The sequence below is a fragment of the Methyloversatilis sp. XJ19-13 genome (assembly GCF_024580155.1).
Classification (GTDB): domain Bacteria; phylum Pseudomonadota; class Gammaproteobacteria; order Burkholderiales; family Rhodocyclaceae; genus Methyloversatilis.
This window is the reverse complement of sequence record NZ_JANINH010000016.1, coordinates 30,456-49,893: the sequence shown is the minus strand read 5'-3', so window position 1 is coordinate 49,893 and position 19,438 is coordinate 30,456. Positions and strand designations below refer to the sequence as shown.

The 19,438-nt window shown below is 66.1% G+C and carries 16 protein-coding genes; 11 read left to right on the top strand and 5 right to left on the bottom strand.

Annotation, left to right across the window (positions count from 1 at the left end; translation table 11 throughout):
- The first annotated feature begins 63 nt into the window (after positions 1-63).
- The 6 genes from NMQ14_RS16595 (at position 64) to NMQ14_RS16570 (ending at position 6,905) form a co-directional block, all read left to right on the top strand.
- A complete protein-coding gene (locus NMQ14_RS16595) occupies positions 64-696 on the top strand; it encodes a glutathione S-transferase family protein (protein ID WP_257097907.1) in 633 nt (210 codons plus the stop codon).
- Between the two features lie 37 nt (positions 697-733).
- Positions 734-2,791: a pyridoxamine 5'-phosphate oxidase family protein gene (locus NMQ14_RS16590; protein WP_257097905.1), complete on the top strand. Its 2,058-nt coding sequence runs from the start codon at positions 734-736 to the stop codon at positions 2,789-2,791.
- Positions 2,792-2,820: 29 nt separating this feature from the next.
- Positions 2,821-3,849, top strand: coding sequence for an NAD(P)-dependent alcohol dehydrogenase (locus tag NMQ14_RS16585; protein WP_257097903.1), 1,029 nt, complete (start codon positions 2,821-2,823; stop codon positions 3,847-3,849).
- Positions 3,850-4,342: 493 nt separating this feature from the next.
- Entirely contained in the window at positions 4,343-4,822 is a 480-nt protein-coding gene (locus NMQ14_RS16580) for a nuclear transport factor 2 family protein (RefSeq protein WP_257097901.1), read from the top strand.
- A gap of 8 nt (positions 4,823-4,830) precedes the next feature.
- The gene (locus NMQ14_RS16575; protein WP_257097898.1) at positions 4,831-6,288 is read left to right on the top strand and encodes a dihydrolipoyl dehydrogenase; all 1,458 of its coding nucleotides are present in this window, start codon (positions 4,831-4,833) and stop codon (positions 6,286-6,288) included.
- Positions 6,285-6,905, top strand: a complete 621-nt coding sequence (locus NMQ14_RS16570) for a glutathione S-transferase family protein (protein WP_257097896.1) — start codon at positions 6,285-6,287, stop codon at positions 6,903-6,905. The genes NMQ14_RS16575 and NMQ14_RS16570 overlap by 4 nt, the downstream gene beginning before the upstream one ends.
- A gap of 268 nt (positions 6,906-7,173) precedes the next feature.
- Here the strand turns inward: NMQ14_RS16570 and NMQ14_RS16565 are convergent, their stop codons facing one another.
- The 3 genes from NMQ14_RS16565 to fabI form a co-directional block, all read right to left on the bottom strand.
- Positions 7,174-8,382: an acetate/propionate family kinase gene (locus NMQ14_RS16565; RefSeq protein WP_257097894.1), complete on the bottom strand. Its 1,209-nt coding sequence runs from the start codon at positions 8,380-8,382 to the stop codon at positions 7,174-7,176.
- Positions 8,379-9,812, bottom strand: a complete 1,434-nt coding sequence (locus tag NMQ14_RS16560; protein ID WP_257097892.1) for a bifunctional enoyl-CoA hydratase/phosphate acetyltransferase — start codon at positions 9,810-9,812, stop codon at positions 8,379-8,381. The genes NMQ14_RS16565 and NMQ14_RS16560 overlap by 4 nt, the downstream gene beginning before the upstream one ends.
- Before the next feature lie 105 nt (positions 9,813-9,917).
- Positions 9,918-10,697: an enoyl-ACP reductase FabI gene (gene fabI / locus NMQ14_RS16555; RefSeq protein ID WP_257097890.1), complete on the bottom strand. Its 780-nt coding sequence runs from the start codon at positions 10,695-10,697 to the stop codon at positions 9,918-9,920.
- Positions 10,698-11,027: 330 nt separating this feature from the next.
- Here fabI and gmk point away from each other — a divergent pair, with 330 nt between their 5' ends.
- From gmk to NMQ14_RS16530, 5 genes are read left to right on the top strand one after another with little or no spacing between them, the layout of a single operon-like run.
- Positions 11,028-11,648, top strand: coding sequence for a guanylate kinase (gene gmk / locus NMQ14_RS16550; RefSeq protein WP_257097888.1), 621 nt, complete (start codon positions 11,028-11,030; stop codon positions 11,646-11,648).
- Between the two features lie 2 nt (positions 11,649-11,650).
- Complete coding sequence (gene rpoZ / locus NMQ14_RS16545; protein WP_069038465.1) at positions 11,651-11,857, top strand: DNA-directed RNA polymerase subunit omega; 207 nt, start codon at positions 11,651-11,653, stop codon at positions 11,855-11,857.
- Between the two features lie 55 nt (positions 11,858-11,912).
- Positions 11,913-14,174 (top strand): bifunctional (p)ppGpp synthetase/guanosine-3',5'-bis(diphosphate) 3'-pyrophosphohydrolase, encoded by a 2,262-nt coding sequence (locus NMQ14_RS16540; RefSeq protein WP_257097885.1) that lies wholly within the window; start codon positions 11,913-11,915, stop codon positions 14,172-14,174.
- A 28-nt stretch (positions 14,175-14,202) separates the two neighbouring features.
- A complete protein-coding gene (locus tag NMQ14_RS16535) occupies positions 14,203-14,409 on the top strand; it encodes a DUF3460 family protein (protein ID WP_257097882.1) in 207 nt (68 codons plus the stop codon).
- A gap of 43 nt (positions 14,410-14,452) precedes the next feature.
- Positions 14,453-15,907: an exonuclease domain-containing protein gene (locus NMQ14_RS16530; RefSeq protein WP_257097880.1), complete on the top strand. Its 1,455-nt coding sequence runs from the start codon at positions 14,453-14,455 to the stop codon at positions 15,905-15,907.
- Positions 15,908-15,926: 19 nt separating this feature from the next.
- On the opposite strand, the gene NMQ14_RS16525 is transcribed toward NMQ14_RS16530, so the two are convergent.
- Both NMQ14_RS16525 and NMQ14_RS16520 read right to left on the bottom strand, forming a co-directional pair.
- Positions 15,927-18,350, bottom strand: coding sequence for an EAL domain-containing protein (locus NMQ14_RS16525; RefSeq protein ID WP_257097878.1), 2,424 nt, complete (start codon positions 18,348-18,350; stop codon positions 15,927-15,929).
- The gene (locus NMQ14_RS16520) at positions 18,347-19,426 is read right to left on the bottom strand and encodes a sensor histidine kinase (RefSeq protein ID WP_257097876.1); all 1,080 of its coding nucleotides are present in this window, start codon (positions 19,424-19,426) and stop codon (positions 18,347-18,349) included. The genes NMQ14_RS16525 and NMQ14_RS16520 overlap by 4 nt, the downstream gene beginning before the upstream one ends.
- Positions 19,427-19,438: the final 12 nt, after the last annotated feature.

Genomic DNA, 19,438 nt, shown 5'->3' with positions numbered 1-19,438 from the left:
TCGCGGCCCGCCGGGCCGCACCCTTTCACTCCGTTTCCCAACCTAGCCATCAAGGACCCCGCCATGAAACCGAACCACACCCTCAAGCTCTACCACCACCCCCTGTCGGGCCACTCGCACCGCGTGCATCTGGCGCTGTCGCTGCTGGGCCTGCCTTACGAGTTGATTGAGGTCGACCTGATGAAGGCGGTGCACAAGCGGCCCGAGTTCCTGGCGATGAACCCCTTCGGCCAGGTGCCGGTGCTGGATGACGGCGGCACGATCCTGTTCGACTCGAACGCCATCCTCGTCTACCTGGCCACCACCTACGACGCCGATCGGCGCTGGCTGCCGCGCGACGCCAAACAACAGGCCGCCGTGCAGGCATGGTTGTCGGTGGCGGCTGGTCTGGTGGCCTTCGGCCCCGCCGCCGCGCGCCTGATCACGGTGTTCGGCGCCAAATTCAACCCGGAAGATGTGATCGGCCGTGCGCATGTGTTGTTGAAAGTGATGGAAGGGCAGTTGGCCACGCGCGCATTCCTGGCCGGTCCGGATGCCACCATCGCCGACGTCGCCAGCTACAGCTACATCTCGGCAGCGCCCGAAGGCAACGTCGACCTGGCGGCCTACCCGCAGGTGCGCGCCTGGCTGGCCCGCGTGGAAGCCTTGCCCGGATTCGTGCCGTTCAAGCGCACGGCCGTCGGCCTCGCAGCCTGAGCCAGCGAACCCCGGTCATCCCCTTCGAGCACCGTACATGAACCATTCCATACCCAGCCCGGCCGAGGGCAACCCGTTCCACGCAGGCGAAAAGGCGGTGCAAGCGCGGCTGGGCGTTCAGGAGCGCATGCTCGACGTGGGGCGGCGCGTGATTCGCCCCTATCTGCCGGACCAGCACCGCGAGTTCTACGCCCAGTTGCCTTTCGTGCTGGTGGGCTCCGTTGACGCGCTCGGCCGGCCCTGGGCCTCGGTGCTGCTGGGCGAGCCCGGCTTCATGAGTTCGCCCGACCCCACGCACCTGAACATCGCAGCGCGGCCGGTGCCCGGTGATCCGCTGGAGCAAGGCCTGGTGACGGGCGCGCCGCTGGGCTTTCTGGGCATCGAGTTGCACACGCGGCGGCGCAACCGCATGAACGGTCGTGTCGAGTCCATTGCCGATGGGCTCTTGAGGGTGGCTGTCGAACAGACGGTAGGCAATTGCCCGCAGTACATCCAGGGTCGTGACACCGAGTGGGTACGCGATGCGCTCGACAACGCGCCGCGCGACGCGGTCGCCCTCGATCGTCTGGACGACGCCGCGCTGGCCCTGGTGCGCTCGGCAGACACCCTGTTCGTCGCCACGCGCGCGCCGGCCGATGGCGAACACCCGGGCAGCGCCGACGTATCGCACCGCGGCGGCCGCAGCGGATTCGTCCGAGTTGAGGACGAGCGTACCTTGCTCGTGCCCGACTTCACCGGCAACTTCCTGTTCATGACGCTGGGCAACCTGCAGCTCGACCCGCGGGCCGGCGTGATCTTCATCGACTTCGCCACGGGGGACCTGCTGACCCTGACCGGGCGCGCTGAAGTCGTGTGGGACGGCCCGGAGCTGAAGACTTTCGAAGGTGCCGAACGCGCCTGGCGCTTTCACATCGAATCCGGCTGGCGGCTGAGCGATGCGCTCCCGCTGCGCTGGCGATTCCGCGACTGGTCCCCCAACACGCTGATCACCGGCAGCTGGGACGAAGCGGCGCGGCGGCTAGAGGTGCAGCGCCTGGCGCAGACCTGGCGGCCCTACCGCGTGGCCGAAGTGGTCGACGAGAGCAGCGTGATTCGCTCCTTTCACCTCGAGCCTGCCGACGGCTTCGCGCAACCCGCCTTCGAAGCCGGCCAGTACCTGCCGATCCGCCTGCACCCCGGCGGTGATGCCGCGCCACTGCAGCGCACGTACACACTGTCCAGCGCGCCGGGCGAGGCGGGCGTGCGCATCAGCGTCAAGCGCGAAGGCGCGGCATCGACCTTCCTGCACGAGCAGGTGAAGGTCGGCGATACCATCGAGGCCCTGGCGCCGCGCGGCCGCTTCACCCTCGACGCCGCGTTGCGCCGCAGTGCGGTGCTGATCGGCGCCGGGGTCGGCATCACGCCGATGGTGTCGTTTGCGCGGCATCTGGTGGCGGAAGGATTCCGTCTGCGGCGAACGCGTCCCACGTACCTGATCCAGGTGGCGCGCGACGCCCAGGTCCGGGCTTTTGCGCTTGAACTCGAAGCGCTGACCACCCGGGCCGGAGGTGCCTTGAAGCTGCACATCGTGCAGGACGACGGCGCACCGGGCACCTTGCCCGGCCCGCTCACCATCGACACGCTCAGGTCCATTCTGCCGTTCGACGACCACGAGTTCTTTCTCTGTGGTCCGCCCGGCTTCATGCAGGCGCTGTACGACGGTCTGCGTGAACTCGGTGTGCGCGACCAGCGCATCCAGGCCGAAGCCTTCGGGCCGGCTTCGCTGAAGCGGCGCCCGGATGACGCCGCCATCGCGACCGCCCCGCCTCCATCGCAGCCCCCGGCCACCGAAGCCACGGTGAGCTTCCTCCGCAGCGGCGACACCGCTGTCTGGACGCCTTCGCATGGCAGCCTGCTCGACTTCGCAGAAGGCAAGGGCCTGTCACCGCCCTACGCCTGCCGTGCCGGGCATTGCGGCTCCTGCCTGACGCCGCTGCGCGCCGGCCGCGTGACCTATGCCGAGCCGACGGCGTGGAAGCCCGGCGAGGGCGAGGTGCTGCTGTGCTGCGCGCGGCCGGCAGCCGGTGGCGATGAACGCATCGAGCTGGATCTTTAGGGCCTTCTCCGCCAACTGCACAGCTCATCATGACCGTCCAAGTAAATGCCCGTTCCTTCCACCTCGCCGCCGTCGGCAGCGGGTTTGAACTTGCCCGCAGCAACCGTCACATCGACGAGCCCGCCGCCGAGCAGGTGCTGATCCGGCTGGGCGCCGCCAGCCTCAACTACCGCGACTTGCTCACCCTGCAGGACCCCGCGTCGAACCGTGATGGACTGGTCCCATTGTCCGACGGTGCAGGCACTGTGGTGGCCATCGGCAGTGGTGTCACGCGGTGGCGCGTTGGCGATCGGGTCAGCGTCAACTTCTTCCCGACCTGGCGCGCGGGGGCGTTCTCGCCCACCGTCCTGGCGATCGCACTTGGCGGCGGGCAAATCGATGGCGTGTTGTGCGACTACGTGGTGGCCGACCACGAATCCCTGGTCGCCATTCCGGATCATCTCAGCCTGGCGGAAGCCGCGACACTGCCCTGTGCCGCCGTCACGGCCTGGCACGCTCTCTTCGAGCGGGGCCACCTGCGAGAAGGTGAGACTGTTCTGGTCCAGGGGACCGGCGGTGTTGCGCTGTTTGGCCTGCAACTCGCCACCGCGCACGGTGCCAGGGTCATCGTGACCTCATCATCGGATGCGAAGCTCGCGCGGGCCAGGGCCATGGGCGCATGGGAGACCATCAACTACCGGACCCAGGCCGCCTGGGACGCCGCCGTGATGGACCTCACCGGGGGCCGCGGGGTCGACCACATCCTCGAACTGGGCGGACCCGACACCTACAATCGCTCCATCGCGGCGATCGCATTCGGTGGATGCATCGCGCAGATCGGGGTGCTGACCGGTTTCTCGTCCCAGCCCGACATCCTTCCGCTGCAGTTCAAGAATGCCAGCATCAACGGCGTCTGCGTCGGGTCTGTGCAGCACTTCGAACGTCTCAACCAGTTCTTGACGACGCACTGCATCCATCCAGTCATCGGCAAGACCTTTGCGTTCGACGAATCGCATGCGGCCTACCAGCACCTGGGTTCGGCAACCCACTTCGGCAAGGTCGTCGTCGACCTCAGCTGATGGGCAAGGGCCACCCGGGCGCTCCCGGGTTGGATCATTGAGGGCTGATGGCCTGAGGACAAGGCCCGATCGCGCTCAATTCAGGGCCGGGTCGGCACGTAACCTTCCCCCACAATGTCGATGAAGCACGCGCCCGCTGCGTGGTCCTGCGACCACCATGGCGCACCCCGTAGATCGGCAGATCACCGGACTCCTGGGGTGCAAGCACGGACACAAGTGCGCCGGATCGCAGGCGGACCGCGCCCTGGTCACCGAGCAGGCGTGCAACGCCCAAGCCCGCGATGGCGGCTGTGATGGCCACCCAGTCTCCATCACTGCGAAGAAGGCCGTCATGGCCTGCTGCCAGTCCGCTCGAACTCCCGCCTGGCTGATGTCGATGGTCGGCATTCAGGCTCCCGGACTCTTGCGCAGCTTGCAACACAGTGTTCCCGTGCCCGGTGGTTCACAGGCAGCGCGCGCCGGATCACAGTAGTAGTCATACCCAGGAGCCATCATGAACCACCACCCCGAATCCCGTCCGCCCCTTCCCCCATTCACCCGCGAGACCGCGATCCAGAAGGTGCGGTTGGCGGAGGACGCCTGGAATTCGCACGACCCGCAGCGCGTCGCCCTTGCCTACACCTGCGACAGCGTGTGGCGCAACCGAACCGAGTTCCCGGTCGGGCGTGAAGCCATCCAGGCCTTTCTGCAACGCAAGTGGGCACGCGAGCTTGACTACCGGCTGATCAAGGAACTGTGGGCGCACGACGGGCATCGCATTGCTGTGCGCTTTGCCTATGAGTGGCACGACGACGCCGGCCAATGGTTCCGCTCCTACGGTAACGAGAACTGGGTTTTCGACGATCATGGCTTGATGCAGATGCGCTTTGCCAGCATCAACGACAAGCCCATTCCCGCGGACGAACGGCTGATGCACTGGCCGCAGGGGAGGCGTCCCGATGACCACCCGGGCTTGAGTGCCCTGGGCCTGTGAGGCTGCCGATGACACACGCTACACGACCGATACAGACCGACGTGGCCATCATCGGCGCGGGCACGGCGGGCATGGCTGCGTACCGCGCTGCGCTGCGTCACACGGAGCGCGTGATCCTCATCGAGAGCCACGTCTACGGCACCACCTGCGCACGCGTGGGCTGCATGCCCAGCAAGCTGCTGATCGCGGCGGCGGACGTGGCGCACTCGGCGCGGCACGCCGGCCGCTTTGGCGTGAACGTGCCGCGCATCGACATCGACGGCCGGGCCGTGATGGCGCGCGTGCGCAGCGAGCGTGACCGCTTTGTCGGGTTCGTCGTCGATACCGTGGAGCAGTGGCCCGCCGCACACCGGTGGCAGGGACATGCCCGCTTCGTCGACACGCAGACGCTCGCCGTCGATGGCCCCGCCGGCACCAGGTGCCTGCATGCGGAGCGCATCGTCATTGCCACAGGTTCGCGACCCGCGGTGCCGCCGGCCTGGCGAGCAGATCTGGGCGACCGCCTGATCGTCAATGACGACGTTTTCAGCTGGACCGATCTTCCAGGCTCGGTGGCGGTCGTGGGCACCGGTGTGGTCGGGCTTGAGCTGGCGCAGGCGCTGCATCGTCTGGGTGTGCGTGTGCGGCTTTTCGGCCGCGGCAGCCGCATCGGCCCGCTGACCCATCCGGCACTGCAGGAGCTGGCCTGCGGGGTGTTCGGCGGCGAGTTGCCGCTGACGCTGGGTGTGCAGGACCTGCAACCCCGTCGCGAGGGTGACGCGGTGGCACTGCGCAGCGTGCTTTCGCACGGCAGGGTGGAGGAGGAGCGCTTCGAGTTCCTGCTGGCCGCCACCGGCCGCCTCCCCAACGTCGACAGCCTGGGCCTCGAAAACACAGCGCTGCCGCTCGACCCGCAAGGCGTGCCGGTATTCGACCACCGCACCGGTCAGGTCGGCGACAGCGTCGTCTTCATGGCGGGTGATGCGGCAGACGATCGGCCGCTGTTGCACGAGGCCGCCGACGAAGGGCGCATTGCCGGCGACAACGCCGGCCGCTGGCCCGACGTGCGCCAGCGGCCGCGCCGCGCGCCGCTGGCCGTGGTCTTCAGCGAGCCGCAGATGGCTTTGGTGGGTGCCACGCACGCTGAATTGGTGGCATCGGGCGCCGACTTCGAGATCGGCGAAGTATCGTTTGCCGACCAGGGCCGCAGCCGGGTCATGGACCGCAACCAGGGTGCGCTGCAGGTCTACGCCCAGCGAGGCAGCGGCCGCCTGCTGGGTGCCGAGATGCTGGGCCCGGCCGCCGAGCACCTGGGCCACCTGCTGGCATGGTCGGTGCAGCGGGGCGACACCGTTCAGCAGATGCTCGACAGCCCGTTCTACCATCCGGTGGTGGAGGAAGGGTTGCGAACCGCGCTGCGTGACGCGCAGCACAAGCTGCTGCTTCCCGCACCGCTTCCGGAAGTCTGCCTCGAGTGCGCAACATGATCGATGTCTACACCGCAAACACGCCCAACGGCGTCAAGGTGCCGATTGCGCTCGAAGAGTTGGGCGTGCCTTACCGCGTCATCCGCCTGAACCTGGGTGCGCAGGAGCAGAAGCATCCCGACTTCCTGCGCATCAACCCCAACGGCCGCATCCCCGCCATCGTCGATCCAGCCGGGCCGGGCGGTACGCCCTTGTCGGTGTTCGAGTCCGGCGCAATCCTCTGGTATCTGGCCGGGAAGTTCGGCGGGCTCATGCCGACCGACCCGGTCGAACGCGTGCGGGCCCTTGAATACACCTGCTTCCAGATCGGTGGCATCGGTCCCATGTTCGGCCAGGCCGGCTGGTTCACACGGTCGGCACCAGAGCCTGTGGGCTTTGCCATCGAGCGCTATCGCAAGGAGTCGAATCGCCTCACGGCGGTGCTGGAGGCACGGCTGCAGCAGGTGCCCTGGCTGGCCGGAAGCGAGTTCTCGGTGGCCGACATCATGAACTTCGGCTGGCTCGATGCCCCGGACTACGCGGGCGTGAACCTGGCGGATTACCCTGCCGTCAGCGGTTGGCGCGACAGGATGCATCTGCGACAAGGTGTGCAGCGGGGTCTGTCAGCGTTGCGCTGACGCCGATTCGGCGAGGGTCGTCGCCGTGGGTGTCGCGTCCTCGATTCCCGGCGAGCAAGGCTTGGCATTCGCATGACGAGGGCTTGAAGGCAAGGTTGCAACCGCATGTCCGGGCTTTCGCCGAAACAGCGCCGCTGTCCCGGATGGCCAGGTCAGTTCCAAGGGTCCAGACTTTTCGTAACGGACGCCTCTTTCCGGTCGAACCGTTGAACAGCGCTTTCACCCGGGGCATTTGTACCTGCGCGCGCGGGGTCCTCGTTCCATTGATTCACGACAGAAACTCGGCCGTGTGGCGCGCGATCATCCACTCTTCGTTGGTCGGGATGACACAGACCGCCACGCGGCTGGCGGGTGTGCTGATCCGCGTCGCGCGCGCTGCGTTGGCGTCTGCGTCGAACACGAGCCCGGTCCAGGCGAGCGGCCGGCAGATCCGCTCGCGCACCGCGGCCGCGTGCTCGCCGATGCCGCCGGTGAACACGAGGGCATCGATGCCTTCGATTGCGCCCGTCAGCGAACCGATTTCCCGTACTGCCCGATAGCAGAACAGGTCGACGGCCTGCGCCGCCTCCGCGGTATCCGATTCGAGCAGCGTGCGCATGTCCGAAGACAGCCCCGACACGCCGAGCAGGCCGGATTCGCTGTACAGCAGGCGGGTCAGCGCCTTCGCGTCCATGCCGTGTTGTTCCATCAGGTAAAGCAGTACGCCGGGGTCGAGGCTGCCGGTGCGGGTGCCCATCATCAGTCCGTCGACCGCGGTGAATCCCATGCTGGTGGCCTGGCTTCTGCGCGCGACCATGCCGCACATCGATGCACCGTTGCCGAGGTGCGCGACGATCACCCGTCCGTCGGCCTGGGTGGCTGGCAGATGCTGCGGCAGCACGTCGGCGATGAATTCGTACGACAGGCCATGGAAGCCGTAACGCAGTACGCCTTCGTCGGTGATCCGGCGCGGCAGCGCGAACATCTGTGCAAGGTCCGGCTGCGTGCGGTGGAATGCCGTATCGAAGCAGGCGACCTGCGGCACACCGGGCAAGGCACCGGCCATTGCATCGATGCCGGCCAGGTTGTGCGGCTGATGCAGGGGCGCAAGGGAAACCAGATCGCGCAAGGCGGCGATCACCTGCGCATCGAGCAGGACAGGTGCCGAGAATTGCCGCCCGCCGTGCACCACGCGATGACCGACCGCCGTGATGCGCAATCCGGCATCGCAGTCATGAAGCCAGTGCGCCAGACGGCGCAGCGCCTCGCGGTGCTGCAGTTCCGCCGACCCCTCGATGGGCAGCTCGACATCCTCCACCCGGTTGCCCGCCGCATCCTCTGCCGTCAGGCGGAGCGGCCGACCGGCCGCTCCGATGCCATCGATGCGGCCGGTCATGCGGGCTTGCTGCGGCACGTCGCGGGGGTTCGCCGGCAGCGCGAACAGCGCGAACTTCACCGAACTGGAGCCGGCATTGAGCGTCAGCACGGCATCGCTCATGCATCGCTCCGGGTCACTGCATTGCGCTTTGCGTGTGCCATGACGACGGCGATGGCGGTCGAAGTCGTCCGCGTCTCGGCGGAGTCGGCACGACTTGTCAGCACGAACGGTACGCGGGCGCCCAGCACGATGCCGGCAGACAGCGCCTCGGCGAGGTACTCCAGCTGTTTGGCGAGCATGTTGCCCGACTCGATGTCGGGCACCACCAGGATGTCGGCCTGTCCGGCCACCACCGACCGGATGCCCTTGGTGAGCGCCGCTGCGGCCGAGATCGCATTGTCGAAGGCCAGCGGGCCATCGAGCAGCCCGCCCCGGATCTGACCGCGGTCCGCCATCTTGCACAATGCTGCGGCGTCGAGCGTCGACGGCATCGCCGGGTTGACCGTTTCGACCGCGGCAAGCAGGGCGACCCTGGGCTCCGGAATGTGCAGGATGTGCGCAAGGTCGATCGCGTTCTGCACGATGTCGGCCTTTTCCAGCAGCGTCGGCGCCACATTGATCGCCGCATCGGTGATCAGCATCAGCCGCGGATAGGTCGGCACGTCCATCACGTACACATGGCTCATGCGGCGTGCCGTCCGCAGGCCGGTGTCCTTGCGGATCACTTCACTGACCAGTTCATCGGTGTGCAGGCTGCCCTTCATCAGGGCTTCGCACTCGCCGGCGCGGCACAGTGCCACCGCGCGCTCGGCCGAGGCATGGCTGTGCAGGGTGTCGACGATCCGGCAATCGCCGAGATCCATGCCGAACTCCTCGGCGATCCGGCGGATCTTCGGCTCGGGGCCGACCAGCGTCGGAACGATCAGGCCACGGTCACGCGCCAGCAGGGCGCCGCGCAGCGATTCCGCGTCGCAGGGATGCGCCACCGCCATCGAAATCGGCGTCAGGCCGTGCGTGATCTGCATCAGACGTTCGAAACGCGTCTTCCTCGTGTCGGACAGCCGGAATTCCGGCAACTCCGTCTTGACCAGCCGGACCTTGTCGCTCGGCGCCAGTACTTCCGCCGTACCGTGAATCACCTTCTCGCCATGCTGGTTGATGCAGATGCAGTCGAGGATCATGTGCCGGTTGTGATCGAACTTGCGATCGCAGCGCACGGTCACGGTGACGGTGTCGCCGACCCGAACCGGGCGGCTGAAGTGCAGGGTCTGGTCGACGTAGATCGTGCCGGGACCGGGGAACTGGGTGCCCAGCAGGGTGGAGATCAGGGCGCCGCCCCACATGCCATGGGCGATGACTTCGGTGAAGATGGACGAACGCGCGTACTCGGCATCGACGTGGGCCGGATTGATGTCGCCGGACATGATGGCGAACATGTGGATGTCTTCGTGGCGCAGCGTGCGCAACAGGGTGGCCGAGTCGCCTACGGCGATCTCGTCGTACGTGCGGTTTTCTATCCAGAGCGAATCGGGATCGGTGACGTGGTTCATGAGCTGTCCGCGTTCGGGGTGTATCGGTATTGTCGGGAAAGTACGCGCCGCGGCTGATTGTCCGGGACCCGGTTCAGCCGGGCGCGCCCAGGGCCTGCATCCGCATCAAGCCATGATGTTGTGACCGCCGTCCACGTAGAAGGTCGAGCCGGTCAGGCGGCGCGCATAGTCAGTGGCGAGATAGGTCAGGGCGACACCCACATCGTCGATGTCGACCCGCTCGCCGATCGGCGATTTCTGTACTGCTTCGTACAGCAGTTCGTCGAATTCCTTGAGCCCGGACGCCGCCCGGGTGCGCAGCGGCCCGGGTGAAATGGCATGCACCCGGATGCCCTTCGGACCGAGCTCGAAAGCCAGATAGCGCACCGACGCTTCGAGCGCCGCCTTGCACGGACCCATCACGTTGTAGTTGGGCACCACCTTGTTGGCACCGGTGTAACTCATCGCGAACAGTGAGCCGCCTTCAGTCATCAGCGGTGCCGCCATGCCCGCCATGCGGATGAAGGAATGACACGACACGTCCATGGCCCTGGCGAATGCATCGGCCGGGCAATCGATCAGACCGCCGGCCAGCGCCTCCCTGGGCGCAAACGCGATCGAGTGCAGCGCAATGTCCAGGCGACGCCAGGTGGCGTGGATCGCCGCAAACACGTCCTCCATCTGACCCACCACCGACACGTCGAGCGGCAGCAGCAGTTCGGCGCCGAGTTCCTGCGCGAGCGGTTCGACAAAGGGTTTCGCCTTGTCGTTGAGGTAGGTGATCGCCAGTTCAGCACCTGCCGCGTGCAGCGCGCGCGCGCAGCCCCATGCGATCGAGTTTTCGTTGGCGATGCCGATGATCAGTGCGCGCTTGCCGCTGAGCACGCCCTTGTTGCTGTTAGCCATACCGGGCCCTTGTGTGTGATGAACGCCTCCGCGCAGGCGCGCGGTGTGCTGCAAACAGGCCAGCATCAACATCATTGCAGCGGATTCTTGCGCCGTGATGGCAGATGGTCATTGGTCGGCAGGATCCCGTGAACGTGTGTTCCCGGGCGTTCTGTCCGACCAGCGGTGTTTTCTCCAACTGTCTCCTGCAGGCCCGGATCGGATGGCACGGCGTGATCTGCAGCGCCGGCACCAGTAGAATCCCCAATTTCGCACTGTTCCCGTCTGGCTCTTCGTCCGCGGAGCAGCGCCATCGCAACGATCCCGCTCACAACCTCCAAGACTGCAATCATGGCAACCCGCGGCCTGCTTTTCATCGTCAGTGCGCCTTCTGGCGCCGGCAAGACCACGCTGGTGCGCGGTCTGCTCGAACGCGACCTCCGGATACAGCTGTCGATCTCGCACACGACGCGCGCCGCGCGCCCGGGTGAAGTCGACGGCGTGGCCTATCATTTCGTGTCCGCCGCTGTTTTCGACGCCATGCGCACGGCGGGCGACTTTCTCGAGTGGGCCCAGGTTCACGGCAATTGCTATGGCACGTCGCGCCACTGGCTCGACGAACAGCTGTCGGCAGGCCGTGACGTACTGCTGGAAATCGACTGGCAGGGCGCGCAGCAGGTGCGCACGCTGTTCCCCGACGCGGTCGGTATCTTCATCCTGCCGCCTTCCCTTGACGCGCTGTCCGCGCGGCTGAACGGGCGCGGACAGGACGCTGCCGACGTCATCGAGCGTCGGCTGGCCGCGGCGCGCGACGAGATACGTCATCTTCACGAATTCGATTTCGTTATAATCAATGACATACTGAGTCAAGCTCAAGCTGAGCTGGTGACTGTCGTGCAGGCCGCGCGCCTGCTGACGACCAGCCAGATGGCGCAGCATCCTGAAACATTCAAATCACTGGGCATCGACTGAACATGGCACGCATCACTGTTGAAGACTGTCTCAAGCGCATCCCCAACCGCTTCCAGCTGACGCTGGCGGCTACCGTCCGTGCGCGTCAGCTCGCTGCCGGCAGCACGCCGCAGGTCGAAGCCGAGAACGACAAGCCCACCGTGGTTGCGCTGCGCGAGATCGCCGCCGGCAAGTTCGGCGTCGAAATCCTGAACCGGGGCCAGGTCTGATGAGACCGGGCCTCAGGCACTGAACTGAACCATGCGGCCGGTGGACGACATACTCATGCCCACCCCGGTCAAACAGCCTTCGCCTGAAGCACCCGTTGTCGCCCTCGGTCTGGCTGACAACGATCCCCATGCGGGCAATCCCGCCGGTCCCCACGGCGGAGACTTCGATCGCCTGATCGGGTCCATTTCCGCCTATCTGCGGGAAGAGGACGTGCACCGCGTGCGCGATGCCTACGCGCTGTCCGCCAGCGCCCACGCAGGCCAGTTCCGGATGAGCGGCGAGCCTTACGTGTCGCATCCGGTCGCAGTGGCGGAAATCCTCGCCGGCTGGCAACTCGACAGCCAGGCGCTGTGTGCCGCGCTGCTGCACGACGTGATGGAAGACACCGACATCACGAAGGAAGAGATCGCCGAACGTTTCGGCAAGGTGGTCGCCGAACTGGTCGATGGCGTGTCGAAACTCGACAAGATCGAGTTCCAGTCGAAGGAAGACGCGCAGGCGGAAAACTTCCGCAAGATGTTGATGGCGATGGCGCGCGACGTGCGCGTCATCCTGATCAAGCTGGCGGACCGTACGCACAACATGCGCACGCTCGGCAGCGTGCGGCAGGACAAGCAGCGGCGCATCGCGCGCGAAACGCTCGAAATTCACGCACCGATCGCCAACCGCCTCGGCCTGCATGCGGTGTATCGCGAACTGCAGGACCTGGCCTTCCAGGCCATGTACCCGCTTCGCTACCGGGTGCTCGACCGCGCGATGAAGGCGGCGCGCGGCAACCGGCGCGAGGTGGTCGGCAAGATCACCGACGCCATCCGGACCCGCCTGCCCGAGCGCGGGCTGGAAGCCGACGTGTTCGGTCGCGAGAAGAGCCTGTATTCGATCTTCCGCAAGATGCGCGACAAGCACCTGACTTTTTCGCAGGTGCTCGACATCTACGGCTTTCGCGTGGTCGTGCCGGACGTGGCTGCCTGTTACCTGACGCTGGGTGCGCTGCACGCGCTATACAAGCCGGTGCCGGGCAAGTTCAAGGACTACATCGCGATCCCGAAGGCCAACGGCTACCAGTCGCTGCACACGACGCTGATCGGCCCGTTCGGCACGCCGGTCGAAGTTCAGATCCGCACCTCCGAAATGCACCAGATCGCGCAGAACGGCGTCGCGTCGCACTGGCTTTACAAGGACAGCGAACAGTCGCTGGATGACCTGCAGGCCAATACGCACCGCTGGCTGCAGTCACTGCTCGAACTGCAGAGTTCTGCACCGGATTCGGCCGAATTCCTCGAGCACGTCAAGATCGACCTGTTTCCGGGTGAGGTCTACGTGTTCACGCCCAAGGGCAAGATCATGTCTCTGCCGCGCGGTGCGACGGCGGTCGACTTCGCCTACGCGGTGCACACCGATGTCGGCCACTGCTGCGTGGCCTGTCGCATCAATCACGAGCTGATGCCGCTGCGCAGCGAACTGAACAGCGGCGATCAGGTGGACATCATCACGGCGACGCACCCCAATCCGAATCCGGCCTGGCTGGGGTATGTGAAGACCGGCAAGGCACGTGCGCAGATCCGCCACTTCCTGAAGAACATGCAGGTCGAGGAATCGGCCCAGCTCGGCGAACGGCTGCTGACCCAGGCGCTGCGCCAGTTCGGCGTCACGCCGGACGAAATCAGCGATGTTTCGTGGACACACTGGCTCGAAACGGCGGATATCCGCAACCGCAAGGACGCACTCGCCGACATCGGCCAGGGCAAGAGCTCGGCCACCTTCGTCGCCCGCAGCCTGCTCGAGCTGCAGACGGCGCGCGAGGCCGGCAGCGGGATTGAGGTGCCTGAAAGCGCGCTGCTGATCCGCGGTTCGGAAGGCATGGCGGTGCAGATTGCGCGCTGCTGTCAGCCGATACCGGGCGACCCCATCGTCGGCCAGATGCGCAAGGGATCCGGCCTGATGATCCATGCGCACGACTGCCCGACGCTGCGGCGCAACCGCAAGGAAGGCGACCAGTGGGTCGATGTCGAGTGGGAACGCGACACCAGTCGCGTGTTCGAAGTCGGCATCCGCGTCGTGTCGGCGAATCGTCCGGGCGTGCTGGCCAAGGTGGCGTTCGAGATCGCTGAGTGCGGCGCCAACATCCAGAATGTCGGAATGGAAGAAGACGGCAGCCTGTACACGCAGATTCATTTCACGCTGCAGGTGAGTGATCGCGTGCATCTCGCGCGCATCATGAAGGGCTTGCGTCGCGTACCGGAAGTGGTACGCATCAACAGGGTGCGTGCCGGCAGCGAAAAGGCCGAAGAAGGCCGCAGGGGCACGCAGCAGTAGTCATCGAATTTTCTCTTTGGAGTCTGAAGTGGCTGATTACGAATCGGATCACACGCGTTTCATGCGTGAGTACCTGGAAAAGAATCCGGAGCAGGTTGAAGAGCAGCGCAAGGGGCGCGCGCTGTGGTGGGACAAGCCGCAGGATCTCGAAAGCCAGCGCCGTTTCAACGAAGCCAAGGTGCCGCAGAAGGCCTATCCGTATCAGGCTGACCTGACGCCAGGCGACGCGCACTGAATCCGGAGCCGGATCCGTCGCTGCACAAGTTCGCATTCGTCCGATGAGCCTGCTCGACACGCCGCTGGCCGTTGTTGATCTGGAAACGACCGGCGGCGACCCGGCGATCGATCGCATCACCGAGGTCGGCATCGTGCTGGTGGACGGCGACCAGCGTGTCGAATGGTCCAGCCTGGTCAATCCGGGCACCCCGATTCCCGGCAACATCCAGCGTTTCACCGGCATCACCGACGAGATGGTGCGCCGGGCGCCAGGTTTTGCCGACATTGCGCAGCAGGTGGCCACGCTGCTGCATGACCGTCTGTTCGTCGCCCACAACGCGCGCTTCGACCACGGCTTCCTGCGCAACGAGTTCGCCCGTCTGTCGCTGTCCTTCGCGCCGCGCGTGCTGTGTTCGGTCAAGTTGTCGCGCGCGCTCTACCCCGGGCATCCGCGCCACGGGCTGGATGCCGTAATGGAACGGCTGGGCCTGAACTGCGACGCGCGTCACCGCGCGCTGGGCGATGCTCGAGTGGTGTGCGATGTGCTCGACATCGTGAAGCGCGATTTTCCGGTCGCGCAGATCGATGCGGCCATCTGCAAGTCCGGGCTCACCGCTTCGCCGGTGCCCGGCTTCGCACCGGGCGCCGTGGGAGATCCGCCGGAGGCGCCCGGTGTCTATCTGTTCTACGGCGCACCCGCTGCGCCCGGCGTCGGCGCAGACCTGTTGCCGGCGCCGGTCGAAACCCCGCTTTTCGTCGGGCGCAGCCGCAATCTGCGTTCGCGTGTGCTGTCCCACTTCAACGGTCCGCAGAAGGCGGGTCAGGCGGCGCGTCTGGCGCGCGAAACGCGGCGCGTCGAATGGACCGAAACGGCCGGCGAACTGGGCGCCCTGCTGCTCGAAGCGAAGCTCGTGAAACAGCTGCAGCCGCCGTACAACAAGCCGGCACGCGCAACCGGTCCGGCCGTTGCGCTGCACGTGCGCGGGGGGCCGGGCAACTCGGTCGCTGCCGGAGAGGCGGCGCTGGTCGTGGTCGATCTCGACCGCGTCGCGCCGCAGCAGCTGGGCGGTCTGTACGGGCCATTCCGTTCGCGCCGCGACTGCATGGCGGCGTTGCGCGAAATGGCGACTGCGTGGCAGCTGTGCCCGAAGCGCATCGGCCTGCAAGGACACGAAAGACGCACTGCCGCCTGTGTGAACGTGCAGATCAAGCGCTGTCGCGGCGTGTGTTGCGGGCGCGAGGACGCGCGGCAGCACGATCTGCGGCTGATGAGCGCGCTGGATGGATTGCGCGTACCGGACTGGCCGTGGCCGGGCCGGGTGGTGGTACGCGAACGACGACCCGGAACTCAGCGTGGCGACCGTCACTGGCTGTCCCACTGGTGCTACCTGGGCAGCGCGGCCGAGGAAGCCGATGCCTTGCCGGCAGGTGTCGCCGCGCACTTCGACTACGACCACTACCGCATCCTGCGACGCCATCTGGAAGCGCTGCCGGTCGAGGCGGTCGAGCCGGCATAGGGTGAAGCTGGAGCCGCGCTCAGTGCCGTCCGGCGAGCAGCTGTCGCAGTGAGCCGAGCGGCATCGGTCGCGCGAACAGGAATCCCTGGCCTTCGGCGCAGCCGAGACTGCCGAGCAGTTCGGCCTGGGCGTCGAGTTCAATGCCTTCGGCAATGGTGCTCATGCGCAGCGACCGGCCCAGCGTGAGCATGGCATCGATCATGGCGCGCGCATCGTCGCTTTCGGTGAGATCGACGATGAAGGAACGGTCGATCTTGATGCGGTCGATCGGCAGACCGCGCAGCACGCTCAGCGACGAGTAGCCGGTGCCGAAATCGTCGATGCCTATCGATACGCCGAGCCGCTTCAATGCGTCGAGTATGCCGGCGCTGCGTTCGATCACCTGCAAAGTGGATTCGGTGATTTCCAGCTCCAGCGCGGCAGCCGGGAAGCCGGTTTCGGCCAGTACGTCGAGTACCTGGGAGACGAAGTCGTCACGCAGGAACTGGCGTACTGACACATTCACTGCCAGCCGCATCTGATGGCCCTCGCCGTCCGCCAGTCCGACGATGTCGTGGCAGGCGCGGCGCAGCACCCACAGCCCCATCGCCTCGATGACGCCGCTTTCCTCCGCCACCGGCACGAAGCGTGACGGCGACACCATGCCCCATTCCGGATGCTGCCAGCGCACCAGCGCTTCCACGCCCACGATGCGACGGTCGCCCAGACGGAACTGCGGCTGGTAATGCACCTGCAGCGCATCGGCATCGATGGCGCGCCGCAGGCCCTGCTCCATCTGCATGCGTTCATGGGTGCGCTCCGACATGTCCTCGGAAAAGAACTGGTACCGGTTGCGACCCTGCGACTTGGCCGAATACATCGCGATGTCGGCTGCGCGCATCAGTACGTTGCGGTCGATCCCGTGGTCCGGGAACACCGCGATGCCGATGCTGGCGGAGATCCGGATCTGTTCCTTGCCCAGGTCGAACGGCTCGTTCAGCGCATTGAGAAGCTTGAGTGCGAGGCGGGACGCTTCTTCCGGCTGGACGCTGCCTGTGAGCACGACGAACTCGTCCCCGCCCAGTCGGGCCAGCGTATCGCTGCGGCGCAACACCGCGCGCAGGCGCTGCGCCACGGTGCGCAGAAGGTCGTCACCGACGGCATGGCCCAGCGTGTCATTCACCCCCTTGAAGCTGTCCAGATCAAGAAACAGAAGGATGCAGCGATGCTCCAGGCGACGCGCCTGTTCGATCGCCTGTTCGAAGCGGTCGTCGAACAACAGCCGGTTGGGCAGATCGGTCAGCGCGTCGTGATGTGCCAGATGGTTGAGCTTGGCTTCGATCCGGTGGATGGCCGTGAAGTCCGACAGTGCGGCGACGAAGTGGGTGACTTCGCCACCTTCGTTGCGTACCGCACTGATGCTCTCCCAGGCGGGAAAGCTGTCGCCGGATGCGCGGCGGCACTGCACCTCACCTTGCCAGTAACCGCTGCCGGCGGAAGCGATCAGTGCGCCATAGAAGGCGTCGTCATGACCGGTGCCGAGCACCTGCTCGGGGTCGAGCGAGAGCACGTCGTGTTCGGCGTGGCCGGTGATGCGGGTGTAGGCGGCGTTCACGGCGACGATGCGCCGGTGCCGGTCGCAGATGACGATGGCTTCCGCCGTCGTGTGGAACACCACGCTGGACTGGCGCAGGGCCTCCTCGTCGTGCCGTCGCTGGGTGACATCCTGCAGGATGCCGACGATGCGCCGTTCGCTGTGCGACTCACCATATGCGCGGGCGTGTGCCTCCAGGCTGCGAACCCCGCCGTTGCCGGCCGTGCGGAACTCGATGCGCACCGGGTCGCCACGTTCCAGGGCCGCGTTCAGCGCTTCGGTGATGCGCGCCCGGTCTTCCGGATCGACCCGTGACAGGAAGCTGTCCCAGCTTTCGTCCAGCGGCACCGGCCGGTCGCCGAACAGGCCGCGCAGATGGCCATCGCCGTGCAGCCGCATAGAGTCGGCGTGCCACTCCAGCACGCCGAGCGAGGCGGCGTCCAGCGCCAGCTTGAACAGCTGTTCGCTGCGTTCCACATTCGCTTCGACTTCACGGCGGGCCAGGGCCATCTGTATCGTTGCGTGCAGCTCGCGCGCCTCGCAGGGCTTGACCAGATAACCGAATGGCCGGCAGTCCATTGCCCGCTTGAGGGTGTCATCCTCGGCGTAGGCGGTAAGGAACACCACCGGCACCCGGTAGCGTGCCTGGATCTGCAGCGCGGCATCGATGCCGTCCAGAGCTCCGTCCAGATGAATGTCCATCAGCACCAGATCGGGGGCCACGTCGGCGACGCGATCGACGGCCTGTTCGCCGCTGGCCAGCACGGCGCCGACCCGGTATCCGAATGACTGCAGCTGGTTTTTCAGATCGAAGGCGATCACCCGTTCGTCTTCGACCAGCATCAGATTGATCGGGAGCGGGGCGTTCATGACGTACCTCGTATCGGAAGGGCGGCCGGGAAGGTGATGCGGTAATGGGCACCGCCCCCGGGCAGTATCTGCAGTTCGCCGTGCAACTGGTCTATCAGCAGGGGTACCAGCTGAAGCCCGAGCGACTTTACCGCTTCGAAATCGAAATCGGCCGGCAGGCCGATGCCGTCATCGCGCACGGCGAGTGTCAGCCGCTGTGCGTCGCCAGACAACGTGATGGTGATGTCGCCGCGGCGCTGGTCCGGAAAGGCGTGCTTGAAGGCATTGGTGACCAGCTCGTTGACCATCAGCCCGCAGGGGATGGCGCGCTCCAGATCCAGGTACACCGGCTGTGCCGGTCGTTCGAGCTGCAGTTCGACACCATTCGAGCCGCTGCGGTAGGTGCCGCGCAACAGTTGAGCCAGACGGTCGAGATAATCGCCGAGGTCCATGCGCGAGAAGTCCTTGCGCTCGTACAGCAGCTGGTGGGTCAGCGCCATGGCGCGCACACGGTTCTGGCTTTCGTTCAGGATGTCGCGCACGCGCGGTTCGTCGGCATTGTTGGCCTGCAGGTTGAGCAGGCTGGTGATGACCTGAAGATTGTTCTTTACCCGGTGATGCACCTCGTTGAGCAGCACCGTCTTTTCGAGCAGCGCCTGCTCCAGCACCTGCTGCGCGCGGCGTCTTTCGGTGATGTCGACGATGGACGCCAGCACCATGACGCCGTTGCCTGTGTCCATCGGATTGAGACCGATTTCGACCGGGAATTCGCTGCCATCGGCGCGGCAGGCGAACAGGTCGCGCCCACCACCCATCGGTCGTGGGCTGGGTGATGAGAGGAAGCTGTGGCGGAAGTCGGCGTGGTGCGCACGCGTGGCGAAAGGCACCAGCATGTCGACCGAGCGGCCGATCAGTTCAGCGCGTGGATAGCCGAACAGCCTTTCCGTCTGTTCATTGACCAGCACCATCATGCCGTGGTCATCGACCAGCACCATGGCGCTCGGGGCATACTCGACGACGCGCCGGAATGCGTCGTCACTCATTTGCGGCATTGCCGCGTTCTCGCGCCCGGGTGTGGCTTCGGCCCGAATGTCCATCGGCAGTCCTCC